The following is a 13758-nucleotide window of genomic DNA, read 5'->3' as shown; positions in this document are numbered from 1 at the left end:
GCTCGAAGATGGCCACCGCCGGCGCCGACTGGGAGACCAACCCCGCCACGCAGATCACGTGGGGCCTCGGCTACGTCGCCGGCCGCTACGGCACCCCGTGCGGTGCGTGGGACTCGTTCAACGCCAAGGGCTGGTACTGAGCCCCGGCCGCTGAATCGCGCTGACCGCTGAGTCGCCCCGCCGGCCCGTCGCTCTCCTCGAGCGGCGGGCCGGCGGCGTCTCATGGGGCGGGCATGCGACGGTGTCAACGGCCCGCGACCGGTGGCGCCGCGCCGCTAGCCTGTGGCCATGGGAACGACCACCGAGACGACTGATCCGGAACCCGCGGAACGCGGCGGCCTCGTCGCGCGAGTCCGTCGCGTCGTCGAGTGGGTGCTCAGCACGAAGCCGGCCCGCGCCTTCCTGCTCTACCAGGAGCGGCACGGGGCGATGCTGGCCGACAGCGTCACCTATCGCACGCTGTTCTCGGTCTTCGCGGGCGTGTTCCTGGGTTTCGCGATCGCGGGCATCTGGCTGGCGGGCGACGACGCCGCGATGGACGCCCTCGTCGCGGCGGTCGACCAGGCGATCCCCGGGCTCGTCGGCACCGACGGCCTGATCGATCCCGACGACCTCGTGCAGCCCCTCACCTTGAGCATCGCGGGCGCGATCGCGCTGGTCGGACTGGTGGGAGCCGCGATCGGCGCGATCGGCAGCCTTCGGCTCGCGTTCCGCGAGCTCGGCGGCCTGCCCGACGACCAGACGTTCTTCCTGTGGGTGCTGCTGCGCAACCTGGCGATCGCGATCGGGTTCGGCGCGCTGCTCGCCGCCTCGGCGGCGGTCACGGTCTTCAGCACGAGCGCCGTGACGCTCGTGCTCGGCTGGCTCGGCATCGGCCGTGGCGACCCGTTCTCCGGGTTCACCACGCAGGCCGTGTCGATCCTCATCACCTTCGTCATCGACACCGTCGCGGTGGCGGGCGTCTTCCGGCTGCTCTCGGGCCAGCGGCCGAACGCCCGCGAGCTCTGGGTCGGGGCGGCCCTCGGCGGCATCGGACTCACCGTGCTGCAGGTGCTCTCGGGCCTGTTCGTCGGGGGCGCGTCGAGCAACCCCCTGCTCGCGTCGTTCGGTGCGCTCGTGGCGCTGCTGATCTGGTTCAACTTCTCGGCGCAGGTGATCCTGATCGCCGGCGCCTACATCATCACGAGCATCGACGAACGGCGCGACCGGGTCGCCGAGCGGTACGGCGCCCGATCGATGGCGCTGCGGCGGCTGAAGCGCGCCGAGCGGCGGGCGCAGGATGCCGCGGCCGAGGTCATCGCCGCGCGCGACGCGCTCGAGCCCCGGACGCGCCGATGACCGCGGTGGTCGACGTCGTGCGGCGCCTCGTCGCGCCGCTGACGCGCACGCGGGCGTTCCGGGCGCTCGGCCCGGTGCTGCTGCCGCCGATCGAGGCCGTCCTCGGCCGGCTCACGCGCGGGCGGGTGCAGCTGAGCGCGCTGCTCGTGCCCTCGCTCGTGCTGCACACGATCGGCGCGAAGACCGGCGAGGCGCGCGACACCGCGCTCATGTACACGCCCGACGGCAGCGGGCGCGCGATCGTCGCCGGCACGAGCTTCGCCCGCGACCGGCACCCCGGGTGGACCTACAACCTGCTCGCGCACCCCGACGCCGCGATCACGGTGCGCGGGCGACGGATGCCGGTTCGCGCGACCCCGCTCGCCGACGACGAGCGGGATGCCGCGTGGGCGCGGATCGAGGCGCAGTGGCCGGGGTACCGCGGCTACGAGCGCGACTCGGGCCGGGTCGTCAGGCTGTTCCGCCTGCGGCCGGTGCGCGAGGCATCCGTCCACGAAGCCGTGAGCGCTCCTCACCCGCCGGAGTAGGCTCCCGGCATGTGCCGGAACATCCACGTCCTCCACAACTTCGAGCCCGCCGCGACCGATGACGAGGTCCACGCCGCCGCGCTGCAGTTCGTGCGCAAGGTGAGCGGCACGACGAAGCCGTCGAAGGCCAACGCCGAGGCGTTCGACCGCGCCGTCGCTGAGATCGCCCACATCACGCGCCATCTCCTCGACGACCTCGTCACCACCGCGCCGCCGAAGGACCGCGAGACCGAGGCAGCCAAGGCCAGGGCGCGCGCCCAGGTGCGCTACGGCCGCATCGCCGAAGCGCAGGCCTCCTGACCGGCGTGGGCGGCGTGCGGTAGCGTCGCCCACATGGCCGCAGAAGCCGTCACCCTCACCGTCCCCGGTCCGCACGGCGATCGCGACGTGCGCATCTCGAGTCCCAAGCGCGCCATCTGGCCCGCCGCCGGCGTCACGAAGCTCGCGCTCGCCGAATACCTCGTCGCGGTCGGCGAGGCGTTCGTCGCGGCGAACGGCGACCGGCCCGTGTCGCTCCAGCGCTTCCCCGAGGGCGTCGAGGGCGAGCAGTTCTTCTCGAAGAACCCGCCCAAGGGTGCACCCGAGTGGGTGCGGGCCGTGCCCGTGACGTACCCGAGCGGCCGATCGCATCCGCAGGTCGTCATCGACGAGCCCGCCGTCGCGGTGTGGGCCGCGCAGATGAACACGGTCGTGTTCCACCCGTGGGCCTCGCGCGCGGGGGCCTCCGACTTCCCCGACGAGCTCCGCATCGACCTCGATCCGCAGCCCGGCACCGGGTTCGCCGAGGCGGTACCCGCGGCGCTCGCGCTGCGCGAGCTGCTCGCCGAGGTCGGGTTGACCGCGTTCGTGAAGACGTCCGGCAACCGGGGCATCCACGTGTTCGCGCCCATCGAGCCGACCCATGAGTTCCTCGACGTGCGGCATGCGGTCATCGCGGCGGCCCGCGAGCTCGAGCGGCGCATGCCCGAGCACGTCACGACCGCGTGGTGGAAGGAGGAGCGCGGCGATCGCGTCTTCGTCGACTTCAACCAGGCCAACCGCGACCGCACGATGGCGGGCGCCTACAGCCCACGCGCGCTGCCGTGGGCGTCGGTCTCGGCGCCGCTCGACTGGTCCGAGGTCGAGACCGCCGACCCGAAGGAGTTCACCGTGCTCACGATGCCGGACCGGCTCGCCGAGCGCGGCGACCCGTGGGCGCGCATGCACGACGAACCCGGGCGCATCGACGTGCTGCTCGAGTGGTGGAAGCGCGACCTCGACGACGGCCTCGGTGAACTGCCCTTCCCGCCCGACTTCCCGAAGATGCCGGGCGAACCCACCCGAGTGCAGCCGAGCCGCGCCAAGAAACCCGACTGAGCATCGGCCGGCTCAGCCGGCAGGCCGGGCCAGGTGGGCCTGCACGACCTCGTACCCCGGCACGTCGAGCGCCGGCGGGGCCGTGCCCTCGCGCACGGCCCGCATCGTCGACGTCATCGCGCCGAGCGCCGCCCGCACCAGCAGCGATCCGGTGCTGATGCGGGCCACGCCGAGGCGGGCGAGCGCCGCCACGTCGAGTCCGCCCGGCGGCTGCACGAGCACGTTCATCGGGAGCGCCGTGGACTCGACCAGTTCACGCACTTCGGTCGGGTCGAGCACGCCGGGCACGAACGCACCCGATGCGCCGGCCCGTTCGTACGCCGCCAGTCGTCCGCGCGCGTCGACGAGCCGCTCCTCGCGAGGGGCGTCGCCGCCGACCCAGAACGCGTCGGCGCGGGCGTTCACGAACAGCTCGGGCGCCGCGTCGACGATGGCGGTGATCCTGGCGGCCGCGATCGAGGGATCCACGAGGTTCCCGTCGGGGCCCGAGTCCTCGATATTCACGCCCACGACGCCGAGCGCCGCCAGCCGGGCCGCGTAGCCCGCGATCTCGTCGACGTCCTCGGAGAAGCCCGACTCGATGTCGACCGTGACCGTGATGCAGGCCGAGGTGAGCCGCCGGGCGAGCGCGAACGTGGCATCCGCCGTCAGGCCCGCGCCGTCGGGCAGCGCGGCGACGGCCGCCACGCCGAGGCTCGTCGTCCCGACGACGTCGAATCCGTCGGCGACGAGCCATCCGGCCGACGCGAGGTCCCAGGCGTTGGGCAGCAGCAGCGGATGCCCCGGCCGATGCCGTGCACGGAACTCGGCAGCCGTCAGCACGAGCCGACCGATCCGTCGGCACGCCGGAGTTCGCCGACGACGGCGCCGGCGATCGCGAGGGCGTGCGCCGTGCCGGGGCACCGCCTGGGGCCCGCGCCGAAGGCCAGCAGCTCGCCCGGCGGCGTGCTGTGCGGGGCCACCGGGTCGGCGAGGGCGACCTCGACCCGCAGGCCGGCGCGCACGCGCACGGTGGTCGCGACCGGCGCAGCGCGGAGCGCGCCGTCCATTGCGTCGACGACCGGGTTGCCGAGCGCGTCGGGCGCGTGCCGCGCGTCGAGCACGGGGTCGACCGCGGTCTCGGGCGAAGCCTGCGCGAGCCGTTCGATCGCGCGCGAGACCGTGTCGCCGGTCGCGCGATGCGCCTGCACCACGAGTTGCACCCGGAGGGCCGCATCAGGCCGATCGCCGCCCGCCGCGTGCAGCAGCCGGGCGGCCGCCGCATCGACGGCGGGCGAGGTCGCGCCGGAGCGGTAGGCGTCGGCGACGACCTCTGCCTCGACGGCGGCCGCATCCGGGTCGGCGAAGCCGAGCGCGCCGGCGATCGCGGCGGCCGGGATCCGGCGGATGGCCCACGCGTCGGCGTCTCGGCTGCCGGCACGCACGGCATCGCGGGCGCGCGCCGCCGCGTCGGCCGCGAGCGCAGCGGGCTCGAGCCGGTCGAGGAGTACTTCGATGGTGTTCCGACGGTGCGCGTGGTCCGCGCCGTTCGCGAACCTGGAGACGCCTCGGCGCAGGTCGGCGAGCGGCCCGCGCGCGGTCGGGTCGGGTCCGGGCACGGTCGCGCCGGGATCGGCGAGCAGCGTCCGCGCGGAGGCGGAGTCGGTGATGATCGGCACGGTGCGACGGTATCGGCGGGACGCTTCGATGCCGGTCGAATCGTCGCCGACGTATCGTGGACGGCATGGACGCCGACGCCGACCTCGCCGCTCCCGCCAAGCTCATGGGCGACCCCGCGCGCGCAGCCATGCTCACGGCCCTGCTCGACGGTCGATCGCTGCCGGCGAGCGACCTCGCGGCCATCGCGGGCGTCGCCGCGCCGACGGCCAGTTCGCATCTCGCGCAGCTCGTCGAGGGCGGGCTCGTCGTCGCGACGCGGTCGGGTCGTCACCGATACTTCAGCCTCGCGGGCGCCGAGGTCGCCCGGGCCGTCGAGGCGCTGCAGGCGATCGCGCCGCGCCGGCCGGTGACCTCGTACGCGGGCTCGCGTGCGGCGAAGCGCCTCGCCGAGGCGCGCTCCTGTTACGACCACCTCGCCGGACGACTCGCGCTCGACCTCGCCGACGCGCTCGTGGGCGAGGGATCGATCGAGCCCCTGGGTATCGGGCAGCCCGGTTCCCTGACCGACCGGCCCGGGCCGCTGGCGATGCGGCTCGGGCTCGACCGCGTGCCCCCTACCGGCAAGCGCCCGGCCGTACGGGGATGCCTCGACTGGACGGAGCGCCGCCCGCACCTCGCCGGTGCCGTGGGAGCGCACATGCTCGGGGTGCTGCTGGCCGACGGGCTCCTGGTGCGCGACCGCGACGATCGGGGACTCACGCCGACGCCCGAGGGCGCGGCGTGGTTCGCCACATTCGCGCGCTGACGGCCGGTCGGGGCGCCGCCCCGGTCAGACCAGCGACGTCGCCCGGTGTGCCTTCGGCAGCCCGTGCACCTGGCGATGCAGGCCCTCCATGCGCGTGTCGAGCTCGGCCGCCGTGCGGGCGGCATCCGTCAGTTTCTCGAGCAGTTCCTGCGGAACCTGGCGTTCGTATTTGTAGTAGATCTTGTGCTCGAGGCTGGCCCAGAAGTCCATCGCGATGGTGCGGATCTGCACCTCGACGGCGACCGGATGCGCGCCCGTCGAGAGGAACACCGGCACCTCGACGATGACGTGCAGGCTCTGGTAGCCGTTCGGCTTGGGCTGCTTGATGTAGTCCTTCACCTTCAGCACGCGCAGGTCGGGCTGCGCGGTCAGCAGTTCGAAGATGCGGTACGCGTCGGAGACGAAGCTGCACGTCACGCGGACGCCCGCGATGTCGGTGACGGTGTCGCGGATCGCGTCGAACGTCGGCTCGACGCCCTTGCGGCGCATTTTCGAGACGACGCTGTCGAGGCTCTTCAGCCGGCTCGAGATGTGCTCGATCGGGTTGTAGTCGTTCGCCTGGTTGAACTCCTCGCGGAGGATCGCGACCTTGGTGATGACCTCGTCCATGCCGAACTTGTACCGGAGCATGAAGCGCTCGGTCTCGTCGCGCAGCGCGCGGATCTCGTCGAGGGCGCCCGCGTCGAGCGTGTCGAGCGATTCCTGGGCCCGGGCGGTCAGCATCGGCAGGTCGGAACGTTGGCGGGCGGGAGGGGTCCCGTCGAGCGGATTCACGCGGGTCAGGCTACGCGGCGAGTCTTCGAATCCGCCCTGATTCCGCCCCGCGCTCGCCATGGGCGTAACCGCGTGCGCGCGCGGCATCCCGTGCGAGGATCGTGCCATGACGGATGCCCCTCGCCCCTCGGTCGCCCAGTTGCGCGTGGTCGTGGAGGCCGCCGACTTCGACGAGGCGGTCGCGTTCTACCGCGACGCGCTCGGACTGCCCGAGTCCGTCGCGTATGCCGAGGGCGGCGACGATCGCGTCTCGATCCTCGAGGTGGGTCGCGCGACGCTCGAGATCGCGAGCCCCGGACATCGTCGCGAGATCAACCGTATCGAGGCGGGCGGCCGCGAGAGCCCGAGGATCCGCCTCGCCTTCGAGGTCACCGACGCGACCGGTGCGACGCGGCGGCTCGAGGCGGCCGGCGCGACGGTGGTCGCCGAACCGGTCGAGACGCCGTGGCGCTCCCTCAACGCGAGGCTCGAGGCGCCGGCCGACCTCACGATCACGCTCTTCGAGGAACTCGCCGACAGCCACGAGCGCGCCGGTATCGCCGGGTTCTCGACCGATGTCGACCGGTCGGCGCCCGACCGACCCGCACCCGATCAGCCGGCCGCGTCGACGTAGCGCCAGCGTCCCGCTTCCCGGACGAACCGGCTGCGCTCGTGCAGGCGTCCGGCTCCGTCGGCGTCGCGATAGCGCGCGATGAACTCGACGACACCGGTGGTGTCGAACGGGCCGCCGGCCTCCGTCGCGACGATCTCGAGCGAGCGCCACGTCGTGCCGGGGTCGAGTTCGAGCGACGCGGGTCGGGTCGACGGATGCCACGACTCGAGCAGGTAGGCGTCTGCGCCGACCGCGTAGGCGGTGAACCGGCTGCGCATGAGCTGCACCGCCGTCGGCGCCGCCGCTCGGCCGTCGAGCAGCGGACCGCAGCAGGCGCCGAACACCTCGCCGCTGCGGCACGGGCAGCGGTCGCCGGGCGACGGCAGGGCTACGGCGTGGGAGGAATCGGGCACCCGACGAGTATGCCTCGGCGGCACGACGGTCATGGTTCGCACAGGGAGAACTGAGGTTCTGTTCAGTTTGGCGGGGCAGAGTAGCGGACTTGTGCGCGCCCGGGCTCGGCGGTCGGCGCATGCTCCGACCCCCACTCCGAGCAGGAACCCATGCGAAACCAGACTTCAGACGCGCCCACGCCCCACCGCCCCGAGACCCCCGCCCAGCCCGAGACCCGCCGCACCCTGCGCGGCCGTCGCCTCGGCCGTCGCCGCCTGATCGGTGCGGCCGCGGTCGTCGCCGTCGGCGCCGTCGTCGGCTCGGGCTTCACCGTGAAAGCCGCGGCCGACGCCCAGCAGCGCGTCGAGGCGACCGCTGCGGTGACGAACGCGACGGGCCTGCACCGCGACCAGCTCGGTGCGTACTCGACCGTCGCCGAGGCGAAGGCCATCGACTCGGCGAAGGACACCATCGCCGTCGCGCAGTCGGCCCTGCAGGCCGCCGACGGCAAGGTCGACGCCACCGGGCTCGCCTCCGCCGTCGCCTCGCTCGGCGACTACGAGTCGCTGCCGCTCGGGTCGCTCGTCGACCTCACGCGCCAGACGAAGGAGCAGGCCGCGCAGACGGCAGCGGCAGCCGCGGAGTTCGACCGCGTACAGGCCGAGCAGGCGCGCGCAGCGGCCGAGGCGCTGGCGGCCGCCAACACCCCGGCCGGCGCCAAGGCCTACGCCGCCGACCTCGCCGCCTCGCAGTACGGCTGGGGCGGCGACCAGTTCCAGTGCCTCGTGAACCTCTGGCAGAAGGAGTCGGGCTGGAACTACCAGGCCATGAACGCCTCGAGCGGCGCCACCGGCATCCCGCAGTCGCTGCCGGGCAGCAAGATGGCCACCGCCGGCGCCGACTGGCAGACGAGCGCGGCCACGCAGATCCGCTGGGGCCTCGGCTACATCGCCGGCTCGTACGGCACGCCGTGCAGCGCCTGGTCGCACTCGCAGTCCGTCAACTGGTACTGACCCGCGAGGCCCACGCCTCGGAGCTCAGGCGCGTTCGACGAGCGGCGTCATCCGGGCGAGCTCGCGGCCGAGTCCGAGGTCGACGACCTCGACGCGCCCCGCGAGGTCGGCGCCCGGCTCGATGAGGAGCCCGGCCTTGGCGGCGCCGAACGTCACCGTCACGTCCGCGCGCAGCACGGTCGGGTCGGGCACCGATCCGTCGTCGGGGTGGATGCCGCTCGGCAGGTCGACCGCGACGACCGTCGCGCGCGTGCGCGCCACGACCGGCATGAGGCGTTCGACGAGTTCGCGCGCACGTCCGCGCAGCGCCGGGTCCGAGCTCGTTCCGGTGCCGAGGATGCCGTCGACGACGAGCACGGCGCGCTCGGCCACCTGCGCGAACGCCGGGTCGGCGGCGGTGTCCTCGCCGGCGCCGGTGTCGGCCTCGCCGCCGGCATCCCAGACGCGCGCCCCCGCCGCGCGAACCGCCGCCGCCGCTGCGGGATGCATCCGCGAACCGGTCGGAACGACGTCGACCTCGACGCCGTCGGCGGCGAGCTCGGCCGCCGCGAACAGCGCGTCGCCGCCGTTGTCGCCGGTGCCGGCCAGCACGAGCACGGGCCCGGCCGAGGCATCCGAAGCCAGCAGTTCGCGTCGGATGCTCGCGGCCAGCGCCGCGGCGGCGCGGCGCATGAGCGGTTCGCCCGCCGCCAGGTGCGGCGCCTCGGCGGCGCGGACCTGCGCGGCCGAGTAGCCGGCGACCACCGTTCAGCCCGCCCGCGGGTCGAGCAGGTGCGCCCGCTCGGGATGCCGGTCGAACCACTCGCCGACGTACCAGCAGCTCGGCACGATGCGCAGCTTCGAGTTCGCCTCGACGTCGTCGACGGCGAACGCGACGACCTCGCCGGCCAGCCCGCTCCCGCGATACGGCGGATTCGTGAACGTGCGCGTGAACGCGACGGAGTCGGCGAGCACCCGGTAGTCGAGGACGCTCGCCGGGGTGCCGTCGACCGTGAGGACGTAGCGCCGCGCGTCGGGCTCGTGCGTGATCTGCTTCTCCACGACCATCAGGCTACGCCCGCTCAGCGACCGCGCAGCCGCTCGATGTCGCGTCGCTCGCGCTTGGTCGGCCGGCCCGCACCGCGGTCGCGCACCGGGACGATCGCCTGCTCCGTCCGCGGAGGCGGCGGGGGAGTGCGGTCGTCGACGGCGGTCGCCGCAAGGGCCGCCGATACGCGCTTGACCAGCGTGCGACGCACGACGAGGTGCCGGTCGAACCCCGCGACGCGCACGCGGAGTTCGTCGCCCGGCCGCACGAGCTGGGCGGCCTTCACCCGCTCGCCGTTCACGCGCACGTGTCCGGCCCGGCACGCGGCGGTCGCCGCCGACCGGGTCTTGTACTGCCGCACGGCCCACAGCCAGGCGTCCACGCGCACGGGGGACTCGTCGTTCACCCGGCCAGCCTACGTCGACCCGCACGACGCCGGAGGTCATGCGCCCCGCTCGGTAGGCCATGCTGGGAGGATGAGCGGCAGGAGCGGCGACGCATGGGCCGAAGGTCCCGACGGCACCCGGTACTGGGGGCGGTTCGGCGCCGCGGGCCTGCTCGTGGTGAGCCCGCAGCGCGAGATCCTGCTCCAGCACCGCGCCCAGTGGAGCCACTTCGGCGGAACCTGGGGGATGCCGGGCGGGGCGCGCCACGAGGGCGAATCGGCCGTCGACGCGGCGGTCCGCGAAGCGCACGAGGAGGCCGGCGTGCCCGAGGCGTTGCTCCGGGTGCGATTCAGCTCGGTGCTCGACCTCGGCTACTGGTCGTACACGACCGTCGTCGCCGACGCCGTCGAGCGGTTCGAGCCCGTCGTCAGCGATCCCGAGAGCATCGCGTTGCGCTGGGTTCGGGTCGACGAGGTGACGGGGCTGCCGCTGCACCCCCGGTTCGCCGAGGCCTGGCCCGGTCTCATCGCCCGGCTCTGAGCCGTCGGCGGGCGGCTCGGGTCACGAACGCGCGGCGCTCGCTCCGGTCGGCAGACCCGCCGGGCGCGGGAACCAGGGCACGAGCATCGACGTCCGCCGCCGGTACTCGCGGTAGTCCGGGTAGCGCTGGGAGGAGATCGACTCGGTGAAGACGGTCGAGCCGATGAAGAGCGCGGTGAGCAGCACCGCGCCCGCGATGGTCCAGTGCAGCCACACCCCGGTCGCGGCGATCGCGAACCCGTAGAGCACCCACCACTGGGCCTGTTCGAAGAAGAAGTTCGGATGCCTCGACACGCGGAACAGGCCCGACTGGAGGAATCCCGGCTCGGGCGAGCGGCCGGCCTCGCGCTCGGCCTGCTTCCACCGGTGGAACTCCCACTGCTGCTGGTCGGCCACGGTCTCGCCGACGAGGAACGCGACGAACGCGATCGCGAGCACGAGATCCCACACGCCGATCGGCGTCGCCGAGCCCGACGCCGTGAGGGCGGGCAGCGTGATCGCGAAGATCAGGGCGTTCTGGAAGATCGAGATGAACGCGATGTTGAACAGCGCGAACGCCCAGCCCGGCATCCGTCCTCGCAGGATCGCCCAGCGGTAGTCCTCTCCGGAGCCGGGCCGATAGCCGCCCTTGCGCGCGAAGTTGAACGTGAGCCGGATGCCCCACGCCGTGACCAGCAACGCCATCAGCACCAGCCTGGGGGAGAAGCCGTCGCCCGCGGCGAAGATCCAGACGTAGGCGATCGGCGCGACCGACCAGATCCGGTCGACCCAGGAGTGCTCGTGGGTCAGGACCGAGGCGAGCCAGGTGCCGGCGGTGATCGCGGCGCAGAGGATGAGCGACACGGTGAACGGGTTCATGATCCCGGATTCTATGGCCTCGATAGGATCGAGCCGTGGGCGGGCCAGGGGAGTCGGACGGTTACGGACGGATCTGGACGATTCCGAACGTGCTCAGCATGCTGCGCCTCGTGCTCGTGCCGGTGTTCCTCGTGCTGATCGTCCGAGCCGATTTCGTCGCAGCCCTCGTCGTGCTCGTCGTCGCGAGCCTGACCGATCTCCTCGACGGCTTCCTCGCACGGCGGCTTGGGCAGATCACCCGGCTCGGCCAGCTGCTCGATCCCGCGGCAGACCGGCTGTACATCTTCGCGGCCCTCATCGGGCTCGCGGCGCAGGGGCTCGTTCCGTGGTGGATCGTCGCGATCATCGTGGCGAGGGACGCCTTCCTGCTGATCCTCGGCGTCGTCCTCGCGAACCACGGATTCGGGCCGCTGCCCGTGCACCAGCTCGGCAAGGTCGCGACCTTCGCCCTGTTCACGGGGCTGCCCGTCATCATGCTCGGCCCTGCCTTCCCGGCGATCGAGGCCGTGACCGCGCCGGTCGGCTGGGCCATCACGCTCTGGGGTGCGTTCCTCTACTGGTGGGCCGGCGTGATCTACGCCATCGAGACCGTGCGCGTCATCCGCATGCCGCGGGTGGCACGCGACCCGCGATCCGATACGCTGGGATCGGGAGGTTAGCCGTGGCGCATGACGACAGCACCCAGGCCGGCGACACGCGGGACTCGGGCGACGCACTCGGGTCGGCGCGGGGCGCGGGGCGTTCCGACGATTCGACGATCGGGTTCAGCCGAGAGGCCGCTGCCCAACTCGCCGGACTCGACGCCGACGTGTCGGCCGAGGAGCAGGAGGCGATCGCGGCGCTGCCGAGCGGCTCCGCACTGCTCATCGTGCGTCGCGGCCCGAACAGCGGTGCACGCTTCCTGCTCGACCAGGACGTGACGACGGTGGGCCGGCACCCGGACGCCGACATCTTCCTCGACGACGTCACGGTCTCTCGCAAGCACGCGGAGTTCCTCCGCCATCGCACGGCCTTCGAGGTGAAGGACCTCAGCTCGCTCAACGGCACCTACTTCGACGGCGTGCGCATCGAGACCGCGCTGCTGTCCGACGGCGCCGAGGTGCAGATCGGCAAGTACCGCCTCACGTTCTACGCCTCGCGGCGCGATCTCGCTCCGGTGGCGGGCGGCTAGTGGCCCGTACGGCCGCATCCCGTGCTGCGAGCGGCGCGACGCCGCTGCTCGGCATCGGCCAGGTCCTGGCGCGGTTGCAGCCGGAGTTCCCCGAACTCACCCCTTCGAAGCTGCGCTTCCTCGAGGAGCAGGGACTCATCTCCCCGGCCCGCACACCGTCGGGGTACCGCAAGTTCGCGCCCGCCGACGTCGAGCGCATCGCGTTCGTGCTGTCGATGCAGCGCGACCACTACCTGCCGCTGAAGGTCATCCGTGCGCACCTCGAGACGATCGACGCCGGTGAGACGCCCGCCCTGCCCGGGGCGACGAGCGCGCCCGCCGCGCCCCGACCGCGGCGGTTCCGCCGCGACGAGCTGGCCCGCGAGGCCGGAGCACCCCCCGCACTGATCGACGACGCCGTGTCGGCCGCGCTCCTTCCGGCCGCCGACCACTACGGCGAGGAGGCGCTCACGGTGCTCCGGTCGCTGGCGGCGCTGCGCGCGGTCGGCATCGAGCCGCGGCACCTCCGCAGCGTGCGCGTCGCCGCCGAGCGCGAGGCCGCGCTCGTCGAGCAGGCCATCGCCCCCTCGCGTCGTGCCGATCCGGCCGACAAGGCCCGGTCGCTCGAACGGGCGCTCGAACTCGGTCGCCACCTCGAGACCCTGCACGCCAGCATGGTGCGCCAGACGCTCGTCCATCTCGGTCGCTGACGTGTCGCCGCGACACGCCGTGACGAACGGCCGGATGTGTTTGGCCGGGGGTGTCCGGGTCGGTAGCGTGGAACCCGCGTCGCCGGGGAACCGGCGCGGAGACGAGGGGCGGCCACATGACTGAGTTCGAGCGGAGCGAACAGGCGCGCTACGACCTCGGCCTGCTCTTCACCGACGGCCTTCCCGAACACGACGAGGGCACCGGCTACCGCGGCGCCGTGGCGGCCCGCGCGGCCGGCATCAGCTACCGCCAGCTCGACTACTGGGCCCGCACCGAGCTCGTGGAGCCGACCGTTCGCGGTGCGGCCGGGTCCGGTTCGCAGCGGCTCTACGGATTCCGCGACATCCTCGTCCTGAAGCTCGTGAAGCGACTCCTCGACACCGGCATCTCGCTGCAGCAGATCCGCACCGCGGTCACCCAGCTCCGTGAGGCCGGCGTGCAGGATCTCGCGCAGACGACGCTCATGAGCGACGGCGCGAGCGTGTACCTGTGCACCTCCGACGACGAGGTCATCGACCTCGTGAACCGCGGCCAGGGCGTCTTCGGCATCGCCGTGGGCAAGGTGCTGCGCGAGGTCGAGTCGACGCTCGTCGCACTCGACACCCAGCACGTCGACCAGCTCGACGAGCTCGCCGCCCGGCGCGGCGCCAAGGCGCGACGCATCTCCTGAGGTCACGGCGCGACGCATC

21 protein-coding genes are annotated in these 13758 nt (G+C 73.1%); 13 read left to right on the top strand and 8 right to left on the bottom strand.

The window, feature by feature from the left end:
• The 5 genes from GE115_RS19385 to ligD form a co-directional block, all read left to right on the top strand.
• On the top strand, window positions 1–140 hold a 140-nt coding region (locus GE115_RS19385), incomplete at its 5' end, for an aggregation-promoting factor C-terminal-like domain-containing protein (RefSeq protein WP_446678403.1).
• 148 nt (window positions 141–288) lie between these two features.
• Complete coding sequence (locus GE115_RS18185; protein ID WP_153686159.1) at window positions 289–1338, top strand: YihY/virulence factor BrkB family protein; 1050 nt, start codon at window positions 289–291, stop codon at window positions 1336–1338.
• Window positions 1335–1865 (top strand): nitroreductase family deazaflavin-dependent oxidoreductase, encoded by a 531-nt coding sequence (locus GE115_RS18180; RefSeq protein WP_153686158.1) that lies wholly within the window; start codon window positions 1335–1337, stop codon window positions 1863–1865. The genes GE115_RS18185 and GE115_RS18180 overlap by 4 nt, the downstream gene beginning before the upstream one ends.
• A 9-nt stretch (window positions 1866–1874) precedes the next feature.
• Window positions 1875–2165 carry a DUF2277 domain-containing protein gene (locus GE115_RS18175; protein WP_153686157.1) on the top strand — a complete coding sequence of 97 codons (291 nt, stop codon included), beginning with the start codon at window positions 1875–1877 and terminating at the stop codon, window positions 2163–2165.
• A 33-nt stretch (window positions 2166–2198) separates the two neighbouring features.
• Window positions 2199–3221: a non-homologous end-joining DNA ligase gene (gene ligD / locus GE115_RS18170; RefSeq protein WP_153686156.1), complete on the top strand. Its 1023-nt coding sequence runs from the start codon at window positions 2199–2201 to the stop codon at window positions 3219–3221.
• Window positions 3222–3233: 12 nt separating this feature from the next.
• Here the strand turns inward: ligD and GE115_RS18165 are convergent, their stop codons facing one another.
• Window positions 3234–4043, bottom strand: coding sequence for an isocitrate lyase/PEP mutase family protein (locus tag GE115_RS18165; RefSeq protein ID WP_216648868.1), 810 nt, complete (start codon window positions 4041–4043; stop codon window positions 3234–3236).
• Window positions 4037–4879: a hypothetical protein gene (locus tag GE115_RS18160; protein ID WP_153686155.1), complete on the bottom strand. Its 843-nt coding sequence runs from the start codon at window positions 4877–4879 to the stop codon at window positions 4037–4039. The genes GE115_RS18165 and GE115_RS18160 overlap by 7 nt, the downstream gene beginning before the upstream one ends.
• A gap of 65 nt (window positions 4880–4944) precedes the next feature.
• Here GE115_RS18160 and GE115_RS18155 point away from each other — a divergent pair, with 65 nt between their 5' ends.
• Window positions 4945–5625 carry an ArsR/SmtB family transcription factor gene (locus tag GE115_RS18155; protein WP_153686154.1) on the top strand — a complete coding sequence of 227 codons (681 nt, stop codon included), beginning with the start codon at window positions 4945–4947 and terminating at the stop codon, window positions 5623–5625.
• 24 nt (window positions 5626–5649) lie between these two features.
• Here the strand turns inward: GE115_RS18155 and GE115_RS18150 are convergent, their stop codons facing one another.
• Window positions 5650–6348: a GTP pyrophosphokinase gene (locus GE115_RS18150; RefSeq protein WP_153686172.1), complete on the bottom strand. Its 699-nt coding sequence runs from the start codon at window positions 6346–6348 to the stop codon at window positions 5650–5652.
• Window positions 6349–6505: 157 nt separating this feature from the next.
• Here GE115_RS18150 and GE115_RS18145 point away from each other — a divergent pair, with 157 nt between their 5' ends.
• Entirely contained in the window at window positions 6506–7012 is a 507-nt protein-coding gene (locus GE115_RS18145; protein WP_153686153.1) for a VOC family protein, read from the top strand.
• On the opposite strand, the gene GE115_RS18140 is transcribed toward GE115_RS18145, so the two are convergent.
• Complete coding sequence (locus GE115_RS18140) at window positions 6991–7404, bottom strand: YchJ family protein (RefSeq protein ID WP_312855384.1); 414 nt, start codon at window positions 7402–7404, stop codon at window positions 6991–6993. The two genes, GE115_RS18145 and GE115_RS18140, sit on opposite strands and share 22 nt — an antisense overlap.
• A gap of 150 nt (window positions 7405–7554) precedes the next feature.
• Here GE115_RS18140 and GE115_RS18135 point away from each other — a divergent pair, with 150 nt between their 5' ends.
• On the top strand, window positions 7555–8397 hold the full coding sequence (locus tag GE115_RS18135; RefSeq protein ID WP_246190903.1) for an aggregation-promoting factor C-terminal-like domain-containing protein: 843 nt from the start codon (window positions 7555–7557) through the stop codon (window positions 8395–8397).
• Between the two features lie 24 nt (window positions 8398–8421).
• On the opposite strand, the gene GE115_RS18130 is transcribed toward GE115_RS18135, so the two are convergent.
• The 3 genes from GE115_RS18130 to GE115_RS18120 are packed head-to-tail and all read right to left on the bottom strand — an operon-like array spanning window position 8422 to window position 9830.
• On the bottom strand, window positions 8422–9141 hold the full coding sequence (locus GE115_RS18130; protein WP_312855383.1) for an NAD(P)H-hydrate epimerase: 720 nt from the start codon (window positions 9139–9141) through the stop codon (window positions 8422–8424).
• 3 nt (window positions 9142–9144) lie between these two features.
• The gene (locus tag GE115_RS18125; protein ID WP_376765735.1) at window positions 9145–9438 is read right to left on the bottom strand and encodes a GNAT family N-acetyltransferase; all 294 of its coding nucleotides are present in this window, start codon (window positions 9436–9438) and stop codon (window positions 9145–9147) included.
• 20 nt (window positions 9439–9458) lie between these two features.
• Window positions 9459–9830 carry an Hsp15 family ribosome-associated heat shock protein gene (locus tag GE115_RS18120; RefSeq protein ID WP_312855382.1) on the bottom strand — a complete coding sequence of 124 codons (372 nt, stop codon included), beginning with the start codon at window positions 9828–9830 and terminating at the stop codon, window positions 9459–9461.
• Between the two features lie 70 nt (window positions 9831–9900).
• Between GE115_RS18120 and GE115_RS18115 the strand changes: the two genes are divergently transcribed.
• Complete coding sequence (locus GE115_RS18115) at window positions 9901–10350, top strand: NUDIX domain-containing protein (protein ID WP_153686151.1); 450 nt, start codon at window positions 9901–9903, stop codon at window positions 10348–10350.
• A 21-nt stretch (window positions 10351–10371) separates the two neighbouring features.
• Here the strand turns inward: GE115_RS18115 and GE115_RS18110 are convergent, their stop codons facing one another.
• A complete protein-coding gene (locus tag GE115_RS18110; RefSeq protein WP_153686150.1) occupies window positions 10372–11208 on the bottom strand; it encodes a DUF1295 domain-containing protein in 837 nt (278 codons plus the stop codon).
• A 35-nt stretch (window positions 11209–11243) separates the two neighbouring features.
• On the opposite strand from GE115_RS18110, the gene GE115_RS18105 reads away from it, so the two are divergent.
• The 4 genes from GE115_RS18105 (at window position 11244) to GE115_RS18090 (ending at window position 13739) form a co-directional block, all read left to right on the top strand.
• Window positions 11244–11867: a CDP-alcohol phosphatidyltransferase family protein gene (locus GE115_RS18105; protein ID WP_312855381.1), complete on the top strand. Its 624-nt coding sequence runs from the start codon at window positions 11244–11246 to the stop codon at window positions 11865–11867.
• A 98-nt stretch (window positions 11868–11965) separates the two neighbouring features.
• Window positions 11966–12379, top strand: a complete 414-nt coding sequence (locus GE115_RS18100; RefSeq protein WP_312855386.1) for an FHA domain-containing protein — start codon at window positions 11966–11968, stop codon at window positions 12377–12379.
• A complete protein-coding gene (ftsR, locus tag GE115_RS18095) occupies window positions 12379–13068 on the top strand; it encodes a transcriptional regulator FtsR (RefSeq protein ID WP_312855380.1) in 690 nt (229 codons plus the stop codon). Before GE115_RS18100 ends, ftsR begins: the two co-directional genes overlap by 1 nt.
• A 116-nt stretch (window positions 13069–13184) precedes the next feature.
• Entirely contained in the window at window positions 13185–13739 is a 555-nt protein-coding gene (locus GE115_RS18090) for a MerR family transcriptional regulator (RefSeq protein ID WP_153686149.1), read from the top strand.
• Window positions 13740–13758: the final 19 nt, after the last annotated feature.

It is taken from the genome of Agromyces agglutinans, from assembly GCF_009647605.1.
Lineage (GTDB): Bacteria > Actinomycetota > Actinomycetes > Actinomycetales > Microbacteriaceae > Agromyces > Agromyces agglutinans.
This window is presented reverse-complemented; position numbering and strand designations above follow the sequence as displayed.

Bases quoted from the DNA above. Each gene is read 5' to 3' on its own strand.
- GE115_RS18185 (WP_153686159.1), top strand. From the start codon at position 289: ATGGGAACGACCACCGAGACGACTGATCCGGAACCCGCGGAACGCGGC.
- GE115_RS18180 (WP_153686158.1), top strand. From the start codon at position 1,335: ATGACCGCGGTGGTCGACGTCGTGCGGCGCCTCGTCGCGCCGCTGACG.
- GE115_RS18175 (WP_153686157.1), top strand. From the start codon at position 1,875: ATGTGCCGGAACATCCACGTCCTCCACAACTTCGAGCCCGCCGCGACC.
- ligD (WP_153686156.1), top strand. From the start codon at position 2,199: ATGGCCGCAGAAGCCGTCACCCTCACCGTCCCCGGTCCGCACGGCGAT.
- GE115_RS18155 (WP_153686154.1), top strand. From the start codon at position 4,945: ATGGACGCCGACGCCGACCTCGCCGCTCCCGCCAAGCTCATGGGCGAC.
- GE115_RS18150 (WP_153686172.1), bottom strand. From the start codon at position 6,348: ATGCTGACCGCCCGGGCCCAGGAATCGCTCGACACGCTCGACGCGGGC.
- GE115_RS18145 (WP_153686153.1), top strand. From the start codon at position 6,506: ATGACGGATGCCCCTCGCCCCTCGGTCGCCCAGTTGCGCGTGGTCGTG.
- GE115_RS18135 (WP_246190903.1), top strand. From the start codon at position 7,555: ATGCGAAACCAGACTTCAGACGCGCCCACGCCCCACCGCCCCGAGACC.
- GE115_RS18115 (WP_153686151.1), top strand. From the start codon at position 9,901: ATGAGCGGCAGGAGCGGCGACGCATGGGCCGAAGGTCCCGACGGCACC.
- GE115_RS18110 (WP_153686150.1), bottom strand. From the start codon at position 11,208: ATGAACCCGTTCACCGTGTCGCTCATCCTCTGCGCCGCGATCACCGCC.
- GE115_RS18090 (WP_153686149.1), top strand. From the start codon at position 13,185: ATGACTGAGTTCGAGCGGAGCGAACAGGCGCGCTACGACCTCGGCCTG.